The sequence below is a fragment of the Bacillus sp. UNCCL81 genome (assembly GCF_900112535.1).
Taxonomy (GTDB): domain Bacteria; phylum Bacillota; class Bacilli; order Bacillales; family Bacillaceae_G; genus Gottfriedia; species Gottfriedia luciferensis_B.
Genome location: NZ_FOMF01000010.1, coordinates 90,447 through 107,007 on the forward strand (window position 1 = coordinate 90,447; position 16,561 = coordinate 107,007).

Sequence of the window (16,561 nt, forward strand, 5' to 3'; positions counted from 1 at the left end):
TTTTGAATATTAAGACGTATTTGGTATACAAAATATTATATCAGACCGGTATATAAAAACATATAGAGTAATGTAAATTAAGAAAAATAGCTTAATATATGTAATTTTTATATTGTCAGAAAATTATAAATATGGTATATTGTATACCAAAGAGATGAAGAGGAGGATTTGAATAATGCCGAAACTGAATTTTGCTACTAGTGGAAAAGTATTAGAAGTACCGGAAAACTCCAATATTTTACGTATGTCTCTTCGGTTTGATGGAGAACTACCAAATCGATGTGGTGGAGGCGTTTGTGGATCCTGCGTTTGTAAAATTGAAGAGGGTACTGTTGATCATATAAAAGTACAGGAGCGTCGAAAACTTGGTGAAGAATGGTTAAGCAAAGGCTTCCGTTTAGGTTGTCAAGCATTCATCACTGACGAAGATGTAACGATTTCTTGGAACGAAGAAGTAACAGATGAAGTAAAAAAACGAAAATTAGATCATCCGAAAAAGAAAGTGACATCTACACCATAAAATCCAATTTTAAGAGCGGGAGTGAATGATATGTTGTTAGTATGCGACAAACATATGAAAGAAGCCTTAAAGTTAGTAGAAATGCCTCAAATTCAAAAAGTTCAAACTGGTCAGACATGCTCGTTTTGTAATGTGGAGACCTCGCTTTTAATGAACATGGTCAATCAACCTAATCCAGTTAAGAAAAAACCATGCGGCAAATGTGTGAAGTGCTCTTGTCTTATTGCAAACTAAAAGAAAGTTAATCTAAAGGGATGGATTTTATGAAACAGTTAAATATTTTTATCGCCTTTTTTAGGAGCAGTATGCTTGGATACGGAGGTGGACCATCGACCATTCCTTTAGTTCATAAAGAAGTGGTTGAACGCTTTAAATGGATGACTGATGAAGAATTCGGAGATGTGCTCGCTATTGGAAACACACTGCCAGGACCGATTAATACAAAAATGGCTGGATACATTGGGTTCAAAGTTGGCGGTAAAATTGGAATGATCAATGCAACAATTGCAACGATCCTGCCGACGATTATTTTAATGGTTGTTTTATTGACCACTCTAGTAACATTTAAAGATCTAAAATGGGTGCAAGGAATGACTAAAGCAATTGTTCCAGTAGTTGGAGTCATGCTTGGTGTGCTAACTTGGCAATTTATAGAAGCTTCTGTTAAGGGGTTAAAATGGCCCATTACAATCGGACATATTTTAGTTGGGATTGTTTTAATGCAATATTTTCATATACATCCTGGGTTTATAATTGGTGGGCTACTGTTATTTGCGGTCGTTAAGCCAACCAAATCAGTTGAAGGTAAAAAATCAAAAGGACTGTCTGCATAATGGTATATTGGAATATTTTCTGGGCGTTTTTTGTTGCTAATATTTTAGGGTATGGAGGAGGCCCTGCGACCATTCCTCTAATTCAAAAAGAAGTCGTCACAAGAGGTTGGCTTACACATCAAGAATTTAATGAGGCTCTTGCTATGGGAAACTCCCTACCTGGACCGATTGCTACGAAAATGGCAGGGTATATCGGATTCCATGAAGGTGGTATACTAGGTTCATTTTTGGCTGTATTCGCTACTTTTGCACCATCATTAATCCTCATGCTGACCTTAATGGGAATTTTGTATAAATATCGTCATTCGATTCAAGTTAAGCGAATGACTCTTTACGTCAAACCAACAATCGCAGTTTTACTTGGTGTTATGGCTTATAATTCATTTCATGATTCATATTTTCAAATTGGTATTGGACAGTTTTTATTTTTAGGAGTAATTAGTTACATATTAATGGAGAAAGTAAAACTACATCCGGCTTTTATAGTAATGGGAGCTTTGCTATATGGTGGATTAAATTTATAATTTGAAAAAAGGGTAAGCAAATTTCAATGAATTTTGCTTACCCTTTTTTGCACATTAGAAAGTATAAATTTTCTAGCGACGAAGGGGAATCGACGTAGTCGCATATTTTGGGAATAAGGTAAAAGTCAACTGCGCATCTTTCTTCGCTTTAAAGTTCGCCAATCGGCGCGTTTTCTTTAGAATGTTTAATATAACTTTAGTTTGTAATTTGTTATTGTAATTTACTTTCAACTTGTTGACAAACTTGATCAGCTGTTAAGCCACTTGCCTCGATAACTGATCCTTGTGTAGCTACATTTTGCATTCCCATTACATTTGAATCAAGTCCTGTTACTACGCAGCAATCGCAACCATTTGCATCTGATTCCTGTTTTAATTCAACAACATCGTGTCCCGCTGAACGTAATGCTTCTTGAACATTTGTTAAAGATTGTTCTACTCCGATTCTAGCCATAAAAAACACCTCCTCAGAAATATAAGATTTGCAATTTACAGGAAAAATATTCTTTGAATAAAGAAGTTTAAGTTTAGAAAAAGTAAAGATGGAGGTGTTTAAAATGGGAAAAACTAAAAAAGATCCATCTAGAGTTGGCTTAGGTTCACCAAATGTACAAGGTCAAGGGACTACAACATCGGAAACTGGTGTTGAGATGTCTTCTAGTAGAAAAAAACAAAAAAGAGAAATTAAATAAAGACTATTGGTCAATATTCAAGTGACATTCAAATTAATCTTATTAAATCCTTATTAAAAGGAAATGTCTCGCCACCTATCATATAGGTGGTTTTTATTTTGAAAATAATAATAATATATGTAAGAGGAATCTCCGATCGGTAAGAAGAATTAAGAACTGTATTTTCTTTTTTTTTATTAAACCAATGGAGAAAGTAGATGAATAGATGAATCATATTGTAAATGGTGATATAGTTGGAGGAAAAATAAAGTCTTTAAAAGGTAATATTGTTGTATGGAGAGAAATGTATGATCTTGGTCCACTTAGTCAAGATTGGCCTTTAGAAGAAACTTATAATAGAAGAGCAGAATTTTTTGAACAAAAGCTACAAATTCCTTTGAGTTTTTTTATTGAAAATTGCCGTAGCCAATATCAATTATTAAATGAACTATCTCGTTCTGAGGAAGTTGTTCTATGGTTCGAACATGATCGATACGATCAGGTGACGATACTCTATTTATTATCGGAATTATCAGCACTTGGATTTCAAAAAATTTCGATGGTTAGCATAAATGAATATGAAGGAATTAAACCATTTCACGGATTAGGTCAATTATCTTCTCAACAATTAATTGAATTACTTCCAACTAAACAAGAAGTTACAGAAGAACAAATAAAAGAAGCATGTGCTGGATGGGAAGCTTATTGTTCAAATAATGTAGATGAACTGGATAATTTTATTCAAAAATGTCATGCGCTTCCGTTTTTAAAACAAGCTTTATTAAGTCATATGACATATTTTCCTTCTCAACAGAATGGATTAAATGAAGTAGAATTTTTAGCATTATCAATGATCAATGAAGGTATTAATTCCTTTGCAGAACTATTTAATAAACTCGTCAGACAAAGAACAAATGATGGATTAAGCGATTTATATTTCGCAGCAATTTTAAATGAATTAATGGAAGGTGATCACCCTTTAATAAGTAGTGACAGTGAATTACCAAGTTATAAACAACATAACCCAAAAGCAAAAATTGCATTAACTAAATGGGGATTAGACGTACTAACGGGAAAATCAAATCGAATGAATTTAATTGGAATAGACTGGTGGGTTGGAGGAGTTCATTTAGTTGAAAAAGCCTCTAATAATAACATGTAAGGTCAGGTCTTAATAATGGATGTTGTATTTAAGTCAGAGAACAAAGTATTTAATTTAATCGTAAAAGATATTTGAACATTATAGAGGTGGTAATATGCGCCCGATATTATTAGGAATATTAGCGGCATTTTTCTTTTCAATCACATTTATTTTAAACCGCTCGATGGAATTATCTGGTGGAAGTTGGATTTGGAGCGCATCCTTAAGGTACTTTTTTATGGTACCTTTTTTATTGATCATCGTTATCTCTAGAAGAAATTTTTATGATCTATTGCAAGAAATGAAAGGCAAACTAAAAAGTTGGATTATATGGTCAACAATTGGATTCGGTTTATTTTATGCACCAATATGTCTAGCAGCGGTTTATTCTCCAGGATGGTTAATAGCTAGTTCATGGCAGATCACAATATTATCTGGGTCACTATTAGCACCATTTTTCTTCATTTCAATTGAAACATCAAGTGGAATTCGAAAGGTACGTGGAAAAATTCCTTTTAAAGGATTAGGAATGTCTTTATTAATCATATTTGGTATTTTATTAATGCAAGTTGAGTTAGCTACAAAAATAGCTATTTCAACGGTTTTAACAGGTATTTTACCAGTTATAATTGCTTCATTTGCATACCCACTTGGCAATCGGAAAATGATGGAATTATGTGATGGAAAACTTGATGTATATCAACGTGTTTTAGGAATGACCTTAGCAAGCTTACCATTTTGGATTATTCTATCAATCTATGGTTTATATACTGAAGGACTACCAAGTCAAAACCAAGTATCACAATCTTTAATTGTAGCGATCTCATCAGGTGTAATTGCTACTGTATTATTTTTTCAGGCTACTGATTTAGTAAGGGGAAATATGCAAAAATTAGGAGCAGTAGAAGCAACCCAATCCATGGAAGTATTATTCACAGTAATAGGTGAAATGATCTTCTTATCAGCGGCATCTCCATCAATTATTTCTTGGATTGGAATGATTATTATCATGATCGGTATGATCTTACATAGCTATCTATCACAAAAGGGAAAGTCCGTACAGCAAGATAAGGAAACTGTTAATTTATGAAAGTTTATTAAGTGAAATTCAAATAACGAAAAAGAGTGGCAATAATTATACTTTTTGAATGCTAATCTTGTGGAAAGAGGTGATTAATGTGTATAAAGAATTTAATACATCACTCGTATTAGATAAAAATAAGAATTCGATATCCATCTTAACACCAAAAGATTTTAGGTTTAAAGAATGCTTAGTATTTTTGGCACGATCTAAAAATGAGGTACTCCATCAAGTGAATGGGGAATATTTTTTTAAACTTATTAAAATAGAAAATAAAATAATTTTACTAAAAGTAAGTAGTGATTTTGACCAATTATTAATTGAATTTCCAGACCAAAATCCAAGTGAAGAAATAAAAGTAGCTGCAGCAGGATTTATATGGGATTTATTTGATTTAGGCAGAGACTTAACCGAGTTCTATGAGTTAAGTAAAGATAATCAAATGCTACAATTACTTATTGAACAGCATTTTGGACTTCGCGTAATTGGAATTCCGGATTTATTTGAAGCATTTACATGGGCAATTATGGGGCAACAAATCAATCTGTCATTTGCTTTTTCTTTAAAAAGAAGCTTTGTTGAAAAATATGGAGAAAGCTTTAGGTGGAAGGATGAAATATATTGGTTATTTCCAACTCCAGATGTCATATCCAAACTTGAAGTTTCCGATTTAACCAGTATGAAATTTACTAAACGAAAAGCTGAATACGTGATTGGAATCGCAAAATTAATGGCAGAAGGATGCATTTCAAAAGAATCTCTAAATCGTTTAGATTCCTACGAGAAAAAGCTAAATAAACTATTAGAAATTCGAGGAGTTGGGAACTGGACTGCTGATTACGTTTTGATGAAATGTTTACAAGAGAAATCTGCGTTTCCAATTGCCGATGTAGGAATTCATAATGCATTAAAAAATCAACTATCATTAGAGAAAAAACCTTCAATCGAAGAAATTAAAAAAATGGCTACAAAATGGAAGGGCTGGGAAGCTTACGTAACATTTTATTTATGGCGATCATTATATTCCTAAATAAGTAATACAAAGCAAAGTCTATTAAAATTGAAATATCCCCCTATATTTCGATACATAATTGGTTTTTATTGTTAAAATAATGTGTAGTAACAGGAATAATTGGGGGAGCAACATGAAAAGACTTATTTTATTAACTGTAATGGCTATTCTTGGACTTAGTGGATGTTCACAGTCAACAGCATCAGTTAATACGAAAACTGATTCAAAATTTACAGTTGAGCTTATAAAATGTATTGATGGCGATACTGCCAAATTTACTGAAGTTGGTACAACAAGATTCTTATATATTGATACGCCAGAAAGTACAAGGACGATTGAGCCATATGGAAAAGAAGCTTCAGCATATTCATGTAATCTATTAAAAAATGCAAAAACAATTCAGCTTGAATATGATGGTCCCAAAAAGGATAAATATAATCGAACACTTGCATGGGTTTGGATTGATGGCAGACTAATTCAAAAAGAAATCATAAAAAAAGGTTATGTAGAAAAATTTTATGATTATGGTAATTATTCTTATGAATCAGAGCTAAGAAGCTTACAAGCAACTGCCCAGCAGCAAGGTGTTGGTTTATGGAGCAAAAATAGAACCAATCATACAAAAACGAATAATTCGTCTAACAATAATAAACCGTATTTTAAAAATTGCACGGACTTAAGAAAAGTCTATCCAAACGGAGTACCAAAAGGGAATAAAGCCTACCAAGCACAAATGGATCATGATCATGATAATTACGCATGTGAAACAGAGTAAAAACACCTATTTCTAGGTGTTTTTTATCTGATTCAGTCTTTTATTTTCGAATTCAATCCCTGACTCTTGGAATTATTAAATTTTTGGTCTAAAAATTTTAAAAGAGAGGCAATTCTACAAAGGAATTTCGGTTTAATAATAGAATAGTATTAGTGCCTAAAAAATTATTTTTACAATCTTGTTTAATCATGACAAAATATAAATAAGAAAAATTGAAGAGGACGGGACTATGATTAAATTTTTTAAACGATTATTTAGTAAAGAAAAAACAAATCAAGTTACATTGCCATTAAAAGATACTCGTTCCCTTTCAAAAGTGGAAATCGAATATATTATTAGTGAGTTTACTGATAAACAGAATAAATTAGTAGATGATATGAAAAAAAATTCAGTTAATAATGCCGATATTGAGTTTAATGAACTAATCACACATAGAATCACGAATAATTTAAAGTACAGAATACCTTTTTTAGACATTGAGTTAATTTATTTAAATAATGTATTAAGAGGAAAGAAAGTAAAATCAATAAAATATAAATTGTTTCATCAAGTCAGAGATAGTGAAACGACAGAAATAACAGATATGGTTATTAATCAAGGATACTCTTTTGTTCCTTCAGTAGGTTATTTGAAAATTGGATAAAGTCATGATGAAAACCCACAAGATTATGTACTTGTGGGTTTTGTGTTTTTCTTGAATTGTGCTTGACATAAGTGTTTCAATTATTGGTCTAATTCATTTTGTGCACTTTAACCTTGACCATGTATTTCAAAATTCTCATTAGCCGTAGATTTAGGTAAATCGTTAACCTCATAAGCTACTCTTATTCCAGATTCGATTGCACCTTGAATCCAACCTGGGGCTGTAGAAGTGTGATCACCAGCAAAATGGATCAGTCCTTCTGGAGTTGATATATATGGGGCAATCTCTGTTTGCTGGTCAGGTTTGTAAATAGCAAAAGCTCCACCTGAGAAAGGATTTTCTGACCAACTAAATGTATTACCGGTAATAAACTCGTTATATATTTCTTTACCGTAAATCTTAGATAAATCTTCTAGCGCATTCTCTATTTGTTCTTTTTCAGTTAAGCTATCCCAAATTGAAGCGTTATCTTCCCATGTATAGCTTGCTAATATGACACCTGGACCTTCTGAACCAACTGATTGACTTGGGAAATAGGAATAACGAACAGGTAGATCAGAAATCATTTTTCCCCCAATAAAACCCGCTTTTTCCCAAAATCTAGTTTTAAATTGTAGACCAATTTTAGTCGAAGGAACATAATGTAATTGTCGAATTGCTTTATATTTGTTATAAGAAAATAAATCGCGTGGAATGATTTCAACGAAGTTTAGTAATGAAAAAGGTATGGTAATGATGGCTAAGTCTCCGGTTACCGTATATGCCTGAGAGGTTTGTGTATCCTCTGTATGAATAGTTACAGAAGAGGAGTCGTGTTGTTCAATTTTTTTCATTTTTTGATGGTAAATAATATTTTCTTGTAATTCAGGTAGGAATGAATACGGTAAGTGATCGTTTCCACCTTTTATTTCATAAAACTTTAGTCCAGGAGTAAATAGAATCATTACTTCTCGAAGTAAGGCAGTGAATGATAGCTCAGGAAAGCCTTCCATCCCAAGCATAACCTTAATCATATCAATAGCTCCAACTGATAATGTTCTGCCATAAGGATTATATTTCAAATAATATTCCATCGAATACCGATCAAGTAATTTAATAACGATTTCCCAATTCTTTTTTGGATTCTTTTTAATGAAGTCAGTTACAGGTTGCATGGCGTATTGAGCTAAATATTCTGCTGTTTTACCTCTTTCAGGTGGTGAGGTAGGGAAGTTTAGAATGTCTGGATTTTCTTCATAAAGTTTTTGAATGGTCCTTACATTGTTTACGAATATAATATCGTTTGGAGTGCTATTAATGAATTCTTCTACAGGAAGGTTAAATTTCTTAATATATTCTAAAACAAGTAAATGAATAGAAGGTAATCTCATAGCACCATTTTCCATATACTGTCCTGCATAAAAATTACGATTAGTAAAAATACGACCACCAATTCGATTATTTCCTTCTAGAATTGTGACTTCATGTCCTGCTCCTTTTAATAGTGAAGCAGCTACCAAACCAGATATACCAGCTCCAACAATTATTATATTTTTAGGTTCAAGTGTTTTTGGAAGTCCTGTACGAATTGTTTGAAGCATTTGTTCCATTGATATAGGAGGCTCCATACTAACAGGCATAATATCGCTCCTCTTTTATTTATGACATTCATAGAAGTTTATTCAAAAATAGAGGAATATAGAAGAGGGTAAAAAACAGGATTAGGAATCGAAATGGCATAAGAAAAAGAGCTTGAAAAATCAAGCTCTTTAGTTTGTAGAAAAAGTCCTAAAGATTTGCTACTTTTTACGTCTAAATAAGTTAACGATAAAGACTATAATTGCGATAATTAATAGAATATGAATTAGTCCGCCTGCGATATGGAAAGTAAAATAACCTAATACCCATAAGATCAAAAGAATAAAAAATAAAATCCACATAATATGAACATTCCTTTCTTAATGACTGTATTATTACGTTGTCCAATTTTATCTTTCATATCCATTTATTGTGCACAAAAGTGAAAAAGCTACCCAAATAGGTAGCTTTAATGAATTAAAATTTATCAAAAACAGTGTATGGCATTTGTCTCTTATGTCTAGATTTATTAAACCATGATTCGATTTTTGCTTGAGAGTCACTATTAATTTCTTTACCTTCTAAGTAGTCATCGATGTCATCATATGTAACTCCAAGAGCGACTTCATCTGCTAATTGTGGGCGATCTTCTTCAAGGTCAGCTGTTGGAACTTTTTCATATAGTTTTGGTGGGCAATTTAATTCTTTTAGTAGCATCTTTCCTTGACGCTTATTTAGACGGAATATCGGACAAAGGTCAGAACCACCATCGCCATATTTAGTATAAAAACCAGTAATCGCCTCAGCGGAATGGTCAGTGCCTAGGACAACACACCCATTCATAGCAGCAATACTATATTGAGCTTTCATTCTTTCACGTGCTTTTTCATTCCCTTTTGCAAAATCAGTAAGGGCAACGCCAATATCTTTTAAAGTTTTTACACTAGCATCTACAGCAGCTTTAATATTCACTGTGTATGTCTTAGTTGGTTGAATAAACTTTAACGCTTCCTGGCAATCTTCTTCGTCCATTTGAACGCCATATGGTAATCGAATTGCGATAAATTGATAATTTTTTTCTGATTGCTCACTATTTAATTCATCTATTGCTATTTGTGCAAGTTTTCCTGTTAAAGTTGAATCTTGACCACCTGAAATACCTAATACAAAACCATTTAAAAAAGGATGTTTTTTAAGATAGCTTTTTAAGAAGTCAACACTTATTCTTACTTCCTCTTTAGGATCGATAACTGGCTTTACTTTCATTTCTTCGACAATTTCTTTTTGTAAACTGTTCAATCTTCATTCTCCTTTTGATACAGATTGTATTTTTTTATATAAGCGTAGCAATCCTCAGGTAATAAATATCTTGGCTCGCCGCCTTTAGCAAACTCTTCTCGAATATATGTTGAACTAATTTCCATCGCTAATCCTTTATCAATTAGATGAAATCTTGAACCGTTATCATTGTTTCTTAATAAGGGAGAACGAGAGATGGTCTTTAGCATATCAATTCCATCACGGGCCATTACAATGAATTTATTTTCGGAAACTAATTGATCTCCGTATTTCCATTTTCCTTCTGCTATATCTTCTAAGAGATCAGCTCCCATTATGAAATAAACTTCATCTTCATTATATTTAGCTTTAAAATGGTTCATTGTATAATAAGTGAATACTTCCCAAGCCTCTTTACTCATTTCATAATCGTCTGCGATAAACTTTGAGTTGTTTTGAATCGCCAATTTTAACATATTCCAACGATGTTCATCAGTATTATGTAATTGTTTATCTCTTCTTTTTGAAGAGCAGGGTAAAAAGATAACTTTGTCTAATTGACAACGATGAGCAATCGTACTTGCAGTCCATAAATGAACGTTTGTAATCGGATCAAACGAACTGCCATAAATCCCAATTTTAGCCATTTTTCATTTCCTCTGTTTTCTTTCTAGCTTCTGCTATTTTTTCCATTTTGTTATCCCAACATTTTTGACTTAAGTCTACAGGATATTCTTCAGGGTTTAATGCACGCTTGTATTCTTCCCAAAGTAGACTTAAGTTGTTTTCAGCAAAATCCTGAATGTCTTTAATGGCAGGCACTTTGTAGACTAATTCACCTTTCGTAAAGATTTGATGATGAAGTTCTCTAGCTTCAAAATTAGTTACAAACTTACTGATATATGGATGGATCGGATGGAATAACTTTATTTTTTCCTCAGACCCTGGATCTTCATCTTCAAGGGCAATATAATCAGCCTCAGCGTGATGGTTAACAGTATTAATAATTCGATACAATTTCTTAAGTCCAGGAGTTGTTACTTTTTCAGGGTTTTGAGAAATTTTTATTGTATCAATCATTTTCCCATTTTCATCTTCAATACTTACTAACTTATAAACAGCTCCTAGAGCCGGTTGATCATATGCTGTAATAAGCTTTGTTCCGATTCCCCAAGAATCAATTTTTGCTCCTTGTGATTTTAAATTTAAAATTGTATATTCATCTAAATCATTCGAAGCAACAATTTTAGTATTTACGAAACCAGCTTGATCGAGCATTTTTCTAGCTTCTTTCGATAAATAGGCTAAGTCTCCACTATCTAGTCGGATAGCTGCAAAGTTAATTTTATCACCTAGTTCTTTTGCGACTTTAATCGCATTAGGCACTCCACTTTTTAGTGTATCGTATGTATCAACTAGGAATGTACAATTGTAATGACGATCTGCATATTTTTTGAAAGCTATGTATTCATCTCGATATGCTTGCACGAGCGCATGAGCGTGTGTACCTGAAACAGGAATATTAAATAATTTACCAGCACGAACGTTACTAGTTGCATGGAATCCACCAATATAAGCGGCTCTTGCTCCCCAAATGGCAGCATCAAATTCTTGGGCACGTCTTGTTCCAAATTCCATTAACGTATCATTACCAACGATATGTTTAATTCGTGAAGCTTTAGTAGCAATTAATGTTTGGTAATTGACAATGTTTAATAACGCAGTTTCAATTAATTGTGCCTCTAATAGCGGTGCCTCAATTCTTAAGATTGGCTCATTGCCAAATACTAATTCACCTTCTTGAATTGCTCTAACTGAACCTGTGAATTTTACATTAGACAGAAATTGAATGAATTCATCTTTATATCCGAGTTCTTCTTTTAAATAGTCAAGATCTGAACTACTAAATTTAAAGTTCTGTAGATAACTGATTATTTTTTCTAAACCCGCAAAGATTGCATATCCATTTCCAAATGGGAGTTTACGAAAATAAAGTTCAAAAATAGCGTTTTTATTGTGAATATTGTCACCCCAATAAGTTTCCGCCATATTAATTTGATATAGGTCTGTATGAAGTGCAAGGCTATCATCTTGAAAGTTGTAATTCATCTTATTTCCGCCCCTAAAGTATTTTTGAAATGACTTAATGCCCATTCATGTCCAGCTGCATTAAAGCTTGCAACAGCCTGCTCGTGAACGACTATTTTATAACCCTTATTATAAGCATCGACCGCTGTATGTAATACACAAATATCAGTGCAAACTCCTATTAAATGAAGTTCATTAATGCCTCTTTCATTTAGTTTTATCTCAAGTTCTGTTCCTGCAAAAGCAGAGTAACGAGTTTTATCGATCCATTGAATAGTTGAATTGCCTTTCGATGAATTGTATAAATCCATTAATCCACCATATAAATCTCTTCCTTTAGTATGTCTAATATTATGAGGTGGAAATAATTTTGTTTCGGGATGAAACGGATCATTCTCATCATGGACGTCTACTGCAAATACAACGTAATCTTGATTTTTAATGAAATTTTTTGTTAATTGAAGAATACTTTGTTCTATTTCCTGTGCCGGTTTACCACAAGTTAATGAACCAGCATCTGCTACAAAGTCATTCGTATAATCAATAATAATGAGCGCTTTTTTATCCATTTATTGTCACCCCAAGTGTAAGCATGTTAATTTCTTCACATAATAGAAAAAATTAAATTAGTTTTTCATCTTCAATCTTATTATAAGTTAATTCATATGAAAACCTAAATTTTGGAAATTTATTAGATCATTTTTATATTATTAACTTTACAATTAAAAATTACTATTTTTCGTACGTTTTGTACCCTGTGTAGCGATTAGAGGAAATTAATGAAATATACCGAACTAACTAATAGATTAATTATTAGTTAGAAGAGGTGACATGATGGAAGTAGTTCGTGCAAAATCAGAACATATTACAGAAGTAGCAAATTTATTTGATCAGTACAGAATGTTTTATAAACAAGAAAGTAATTTATACGGAGCGATTGATTTTATAACGGAACGAATCAAAACACAAGATTCTGTTATTTTTCTTGTGAAGGAAGAAGATCAATTTATGGGATTTACTCAGTTATATCCTTCATTTTCTTCGGTATCAATGAAAAAGTTATGGATATTAAATGACTTATATGTAACTGAAACGGCAAGGAAAAAAGGAGTAGCTCAATTGTTGTTAGATGCAGCAAAGAAATTTGCAATCGAATCGAAAGCAAAAGCATTGGATTTACAAACTGCTATTGATAATAAATCGGCACAATCATTGTATGAAAAAAATGGCTATCAAGTTGATAAAGAATTTCTTTCGTATTCATTAAATTTAGAAAATCAATAAAATAGATGAAAATCTTTAGAGTAAATCGTTAAAAAAGAACTATTATAAAGCGCTTTGAAATAGTTTAGTAAAGTCATGCCTTAAAATAAAACTAACTTGAAGGAGAAGACAATGCTTACAGTTAAAGGCTCATTTAATGAAGCTAAAATATTTACAGATAATGTGGAACAAGGAGCAATTGGGCAAATTATTGAACTATGTAATCAAGAGTTCGTGAAAAGTTCTAAAATTAGAATTATGCCTGATACACATGCAGGTAAGGGATGTACAATTGGAACGACAATGACGATTCATGATAAAATTGTTCCAAATCTCGTTGGGGTTAACTAAAACGGCTCCAACGTAAAAAAACTCGCTCAATTGCTGGAAACCCTAACGTAAAATATAGTCGAGGGCAATCAGCAGCCAGAGGTTATGGTGACATAATCAAATGGTTCAGAGACTTGCACGTTGTTAGCAGACGACCTGTGCAGAATTATTCTCCTTCTAATGTCGGATAGAATAATTAACACGGCGAGCCTACAAAAGGAGCTGCATACTCCGATGATTGTAGAGAAGGTATAGTCCACTCTCTAAGAAATTAGAGGTTAAAGTACGATATAGGTTGCGGAATGGAAACAATAAGAGTTTCACAAAAAGAAATTGATTTTCAAAAACTAGATGCAGTCATTCGTAAACATGTTCCATCAGGGTTTTCAATTCGAAATAATAAGCATGAGTTTGTGAAGAAAATTGATTTTTCAAAGCTGCACTGCTTTAAAGAATTAAATGAAACAAGAACAAAGCTTAGCTTAGGTTCACTTGGTGGCGGAAATCATTTTATTGAGTGCAATGTTGACGAAGACGGAAATATTTATTTTGTTATTCACTCTGGAAGCCGAAATTTAGGTAAAGTTGTAGCGGAATTTTATCAGAAAAAAGCGTATGAATTATTAAAAAGCCAGTCAGAAAATCGTTCTAAAGTCATTCAGCAATTAAGGGATGAAGGCCGTGAAAAAGAAATTGAGACTGCTTTAAAAAGTCTTCCGTCGCAATATATTCCAAAGGATTTAGCTTATTTAGAAGGAGTTTGGTTTGATCGATATATGCATGATATGGCAATTGCCCAAGAATATGCTTTATGGAACCGGAAGGCAATGATGGATGAAATCGTAAAGAATATGGATTTAACAGTTGTTGAACAATTTACGACTGTCCATAATTATATTGATATCGAAAATATGATTCTTCGTAAAGGGGCAATTTCCGCTCAAAAAGGTGAGAAAGTATTGATTCCGATCAACATGCGAGATGGAAGTTTAATTGCAATTGGAAAAGGAAATCCAGATTGGAACTATTCGGCTCCTCATGGTGCAGGTCGAATTCTTAGTCGTTCAAAAGCAAAGGCAACTCTTTCGCTTGATGAATTTAAAGAAACCATGAAGGATGTTTGGAGTACTTCAGTTTTAGAGAGTACACTTGACGAAAGTCCAATGGCTTATAAGGAAATGAAAGAAATCATTGAAAATACTAAGGATGCAATCGAAGTTATTAAAGTCATTAAACCACTTTATAATTTCAAAGCAAATTAAATAAGCCACCTAAAAGGTGGCTTTAATTTAAATTAATTTTCTATCATTTCACCTGTATCAAACTCTTGAATTGTCTTTTTATTCTCATCAATTCTTTCAGTAAAATTCCCTTTTGTATAATAATTAATTACTTTTCTCCAGAATGCCTTAGCAGGTTCATTTTTTTCAATTTGTGAGATACTCCATTTTCCAGGAAACAGATTGAAAAGTTCTATTGCTACCTTTTTACCAAAACCATGCCCTTTATATTTTTCAATTATAAAAAACTCTTCTATACAATTTGAATTGGATTCTAATAAAGTTTCAATCAAAGCGAAACCGATTAATTCTTCTTTATTCAACACAAAAAAAGCGTGATAATCCTGTTCCTGCCAGTATTTTTCTAAGTTAAACTTATGAAAAGATCCATTTTCTCCGAGTTTAATTACAGGAAGATATTTAGTAAATTCATAAATATAAAATTGCATCAAATTATGTAATTTTGATTCTTCGGCTTTTTTTACTTTAACAATCTTTATCAAAAATTTCCCCTCCAATTTCTAGTTTCAATATTTATAAATAATTGAATAATTACAGTAAAATCCCTTTATTTTTAGCATGAAATATAAAAGGAAATAGTTTATAAGTGTTGAATAAATAGTGTGTAGTAAAAAAGGAGGACTTAGCTATGTCAGAGCATTTTAAAAGAATTGATACAGTTTTTCTGCAAGTAATTGATTTTGAGAAAGCAGTAGATTGGTATTGCTCGGTATTGGGTTTTACGGTTAGATGGAATGATCCGATAAATGGATATGCAGCATTAAATATTGGCGAAACACCATTAACTTTAGTTAGAAAAACTAATCAACTAGAAAATCCAAATAAGCATATGAGTTTTAATTTTTATACTCCAAATATCGAACAAGCTTATAATCATTTAAAAGAACATGATGTAGAAGTAGAGAAATTAAATGAAGATGGAACATTTAAATGGTTTGAATTCAAAGATTTAGAAGGAAATCGTTTAGGTGTATGCTCTTTTCCTGAATAAAATTAATTTCTAAATAAGGAAGTTTTATATGAATAAAAAAGTTATTACATATGTGCTAATTTTTATAGCGTTAGTGAGCATATTTACTTACATATCAATAAATTTTAATTCAAAAGAAAAGGCTGTTAGTTTCGCTATTCATAAGGATTTACCAGAACTTAAAAAAGTGGACTATGAATTGGTTAAAATCCCGAATAGTCCATACATTCTTTGTATTACTAATATACCGCATAGTATATATATATTTAAAACATCATCGTTTTTAAATATGAATTTTGCTTCGATTTCAGGTGCAGAGCATTTGTATGCCGGAGATGGGAAGGGAATGCATTTTTTAAATGATTATCTAATTTATGGATTTGATAAAGATCGCCCTCAAGGAAAAGCAATTTATGTAGATGGTGAAAAGATGAGAACTGTGTATTTGAACAAGTACTTTAAAACAAGTAAATATAAGATGAATTATAAAGATTTAGTCTTTTATTATCCTAATAAGCCAATGAAGACAACTAAAAATAGCCTAGGGTATACAGAAGTTACATATCGTTAATCG

The 16,561-nt window shown here is 32.2% G+C and carries 21 protein-coding genes and 1 pseudogene; 14 read left to right on the forward strand and 8 right to left on the reverse strand.

Features of this window, described 5'->3' with window-relative positions; genetic code table 11:
• Nucleotides 1-175 precede the first annotated feature (175 nt).
• From BM319_RS19530 to BM319_RS19545, 3 genes are all read left to right on the forward strand, one after another.
• Nucleotides 176-520, forward strand: coding sequence for a 2Fe-2S iron-sulfur cluster-binding protein (locus BM319_RS19530; protein WP_056471833.1), 345 nt, complete (start codon nt 176-178; stop codon nt 518-520).
• Nucleotides 521-783: 263 nt separating this feature from the next.
• A complete protein-coding gene (locus BM319_RS19540; protein WP_091024285.1) occupies nt 784-1,353 on the forward strand; it encodes a chromate transporter in 570 nt (189 codons plus the stop codon).
• Nucleotides 1,353-1,877, forward strand: coding sequence for a chromate transporter (locus BM319_RS19545; protein ID WP_091024287.1), 525 nt, complete (start codon nt 1,353-1,355; stop codon nt 1,875-1,877). Before BM319_RS19540 ends, BM319_RS19545 begins: the two co-directional genes overlap by 1 nt.
• Nucleotides 1,878-2,088: 211 nt before the next feature.
• On the opposite strand, the gene BM319_RS19550 is transcribed toward BM319_RS19545, so the two are convergent.
• Nucleotides 2,089-2,331 carry a YkuS family protein gene (locus BM319_RS19550; RefSeq protein ID WP_069033287.1) on the reverse strand — a complete coding sequence of 81 codons (243 nt, stop codon included), beginning with the start codon at nt 2,329-2,331 and terminating at the stop codon, nt 2,089-2,091.
• 103 nt (nt 2,332-2,434) lie between these two features.
• Between BM319_RS19550 and BM319_RS19555 the strand changes: the two genes are divergently transcribed.
• The 6 genes from BM319_RS19555 to BM319_RS19580 all read left to right on the forward strand — a co-directional run bounded on the left by BM319_RS19555 (nt 2,435) and on the right by BM319_RS19580 (nt 7,200).
• Entirely contained in the window at nt 2,435-2,569 is a 135-nt protein-coding gene (locus BM319_RS19555; protein ID WP_082459488.1) for a YuzL family protein, read from the forward strand.
• A gap of 205 nt (nt 2,570-2,774) precedes the next feature.
• Nucleotides 2,775-3,710, forward strand: coding sequence for a DUF1835 domain-containing protein (locus tag BM319_RS19560; RefSeq protein WP_091024289.1), 936 nt, complete (start codon nt 2,775-2,777; stop codon nt 3,708-3,710).
• 94 nt (nt 3,711-3,804) lie between these two features.
• Nucleotides 3,805-4,779 (forward strand): DMT family transporter, encoded by a 975-nt coding sequence (locus BM319_RS19565; protein WP_091024292.1) that lies wholly within the window; start codon nt 3,805-3,807, stop codon nt 4,777-4,779.
• An 88-nt stretch (nt 4,780-4,867) separates the two neighbouring features.
• Nucleotides 4,868-5,800: a DNA-3-methyladenine glycosylase family protein gene (locus BM319_RS19570; RefSeq protein ID WP_286143840.1), complete on the forward strand. Its 933-nt coding sequence runs from the start codon at nt 4,868-4,870 to the stop codon at nt 5,798-5,800.
• Between the two features lie 115 nt (nt 5,801-5,915).
• Nucleotides 5,916-6,557, forward strand: coding sequence for a thermonuclease family protein (locus BM319_RS19575; protein ID WP_286143841.1), 642 nt, complete (start codon nt 5,916-5,918; stop codon nt 6,555-6,557).
• A gap of 229 nt (nt 6,558-6,786) precedes the next feature.
• Nucleotides 6,787-7,200, forward strand: coding sequence for a hypothetical protein (locus tag BM319_RS19580; RefSeq protein WP_091024296.1), 414 nt, complete (start codon nt 6,787-6,789; stop codon nt 7,198-7,200).
• Between the two features lie 107 nt (nt 7,201-7,307).
• Here BM319_RS19580 and BM319_RS19585 read toward each other — a convergent pair whose 3' ends face one another.
• From BM319_RS19585 to BM319_RS19605, 6 genes are all read right to left on the reverse strand, one after another.
• On the reverse strand, nt 7,308-8,819 hold the full coding sequence (locus BM319_RS19585; protein ID WP_091024298.1) for a flavin monoamine oxidase family protein: 1,512 nt from the start codon (nt 8,817-8,819) through the stop codon (nt 7,308-7,310).
• A gap of 159 nt (nt 8,820-8,978) precedes the next feature.
• Nucleotides 8,979-9,119: a lmo0937 family membrane protein gene (locus BM319_RS24415; protein ID WP_170927396.1), complete on the reverse strand. Its 141-nt coding sequence runs from the start codon at nt 9,117-9,119 to the stop codon at nt 8,979-8,981.
• Between the two features lie 115 nt (nt 9,120-9,234).
• Complete coding sequence (gene nadE / locus BM319_RS19590; protein ID WP_069033281.1) at nt 9,235-10,056, reverse strand: NAD(+) synthase; 822 nt, start codon at nt 10,054-10,056, stop codon at nt 9,235-9,237.
• A complete protein-coding gene (gene nadD, locus BM319_RS19595) occupies nt 10,053-10,682 on the reverse strand; it encodes a nicotinate (nicotinamide) nucleotide adenylyltransferase (protein WP_069033280.1) in 630 nt (209 codons plus the stop codon). Before nadD ends, nadE begins: the two co-directional genes overlap by 4 nt.
• Nucleotides 10,675-12,144: a nicotinate phosphoribosyltransferase gene (locus BM319_RS19600; protein WP_091024300.1), complete on the reverse strand. Its 1,470-nt coding sequence runs from the start codon at nt 12,142-12,144 to the stop codon at nt 10,675-10,677. The genes nadD and BM319_RS19600 overlap by 8 nt, the downstream gene beginning before the upstream one ends.
• Entirely contained in the window at nt 12,141-12,692 is a 552-nt protein-coding gene (locus BM319_RS19605) for a cysteine hydrolase family protein (RefSeq protein WP_069033278.1), read from the reverse strand. Before BM319_RS19605 ends, BM319_RS19600 begins: the two co-directional genes overlap by 4 nt.
• A 265-nt stretch (nt 12,693-12,957) precedes the next feature.
• Between BM319_RS19605 and BM319_RS19610 the strand changes: the two genes are divergently transcribed.
• The 3 genes and pseudogenes from BM319_RS19610 (at nt 12,958) to BM319_RS19620 (ending at nt 14,978) form a co-directional block, all read left to right on the forward strand.
• Nucleotides 12,958-13,407, forward strand: coding sequence for a GNAT family N-acetyltransferase (locus tag BM319_RS19610; protein ID WP_091024302.1), 450 nt, complete (start codon nt 12,958-12,960; stop codon nt 13,405-13,407).
• 111 nt (nt 13,408-13,518) lie between these two features.
• Nucleotides 13,519-13,734: pseudogene (locus BM319_RS19615) on the forward strand (RtcB family protein); the annotation flags it as partial.
• Between the two features lie 284 nt (nt 13,735-14,018).
• Nucleotides 14,019-14,978, forward strand: coding sequence for an RtcB family protein (locus BM319_RS19620; RefSeq protein WP_091024306.1), 960 nt, complete (start codon nt 14,019-14,021; stop codon nt 14,976-14,978).
• Between the two features lie 32 nt (nt 14,979-15,010).
• On the opposite strand, the gene BM319_RS19625 is transcribed toward BM319_RS19620, so the two are convergent.
• Nucleotides 15,011-15,499 (reverse strand): GNAT family N-acetyltransferase, encoded by a 489-nt coding sequence (locus tag BM319_RS19625; protein WP_091024310.1) that lies wholly within the window; start codon nt 15,497-15,499, stop codon nt 15,011-15,013.
• Nucleotides 15,500-15,645: 146 nt separating this feature from the next.
• Here BM319_RS19625 and BM319_RS19630 point away from each other — a divergent pair, with 146 nt between their 5' ends.
• Nucleotides 15,646-16,008 carry a VOC family protein gene (locus BM319_RS19630; protein WP_069033275.1) on the forward strand — a complete coding sequence of 121 codons (363 nt, stop codon included), beginning with the start codon at nt 15,646-15,648 and terminating at the stop codon, nt 16,006-16,008.
• A 28-nt stretch (nt 16,009-16,036) separates the two neighbouring features.
• Entirely contained in the window at nt 16,037-16,558 is a 522-nt protein-coding gene (locus BM319_RS19635) for a hypothetical protein (RefSeq protein WP_091024312.1), read from the forward strand.
• The last annotated feature ends 3 nt before the right edge of the window (nt 16,559-16,561 follow it).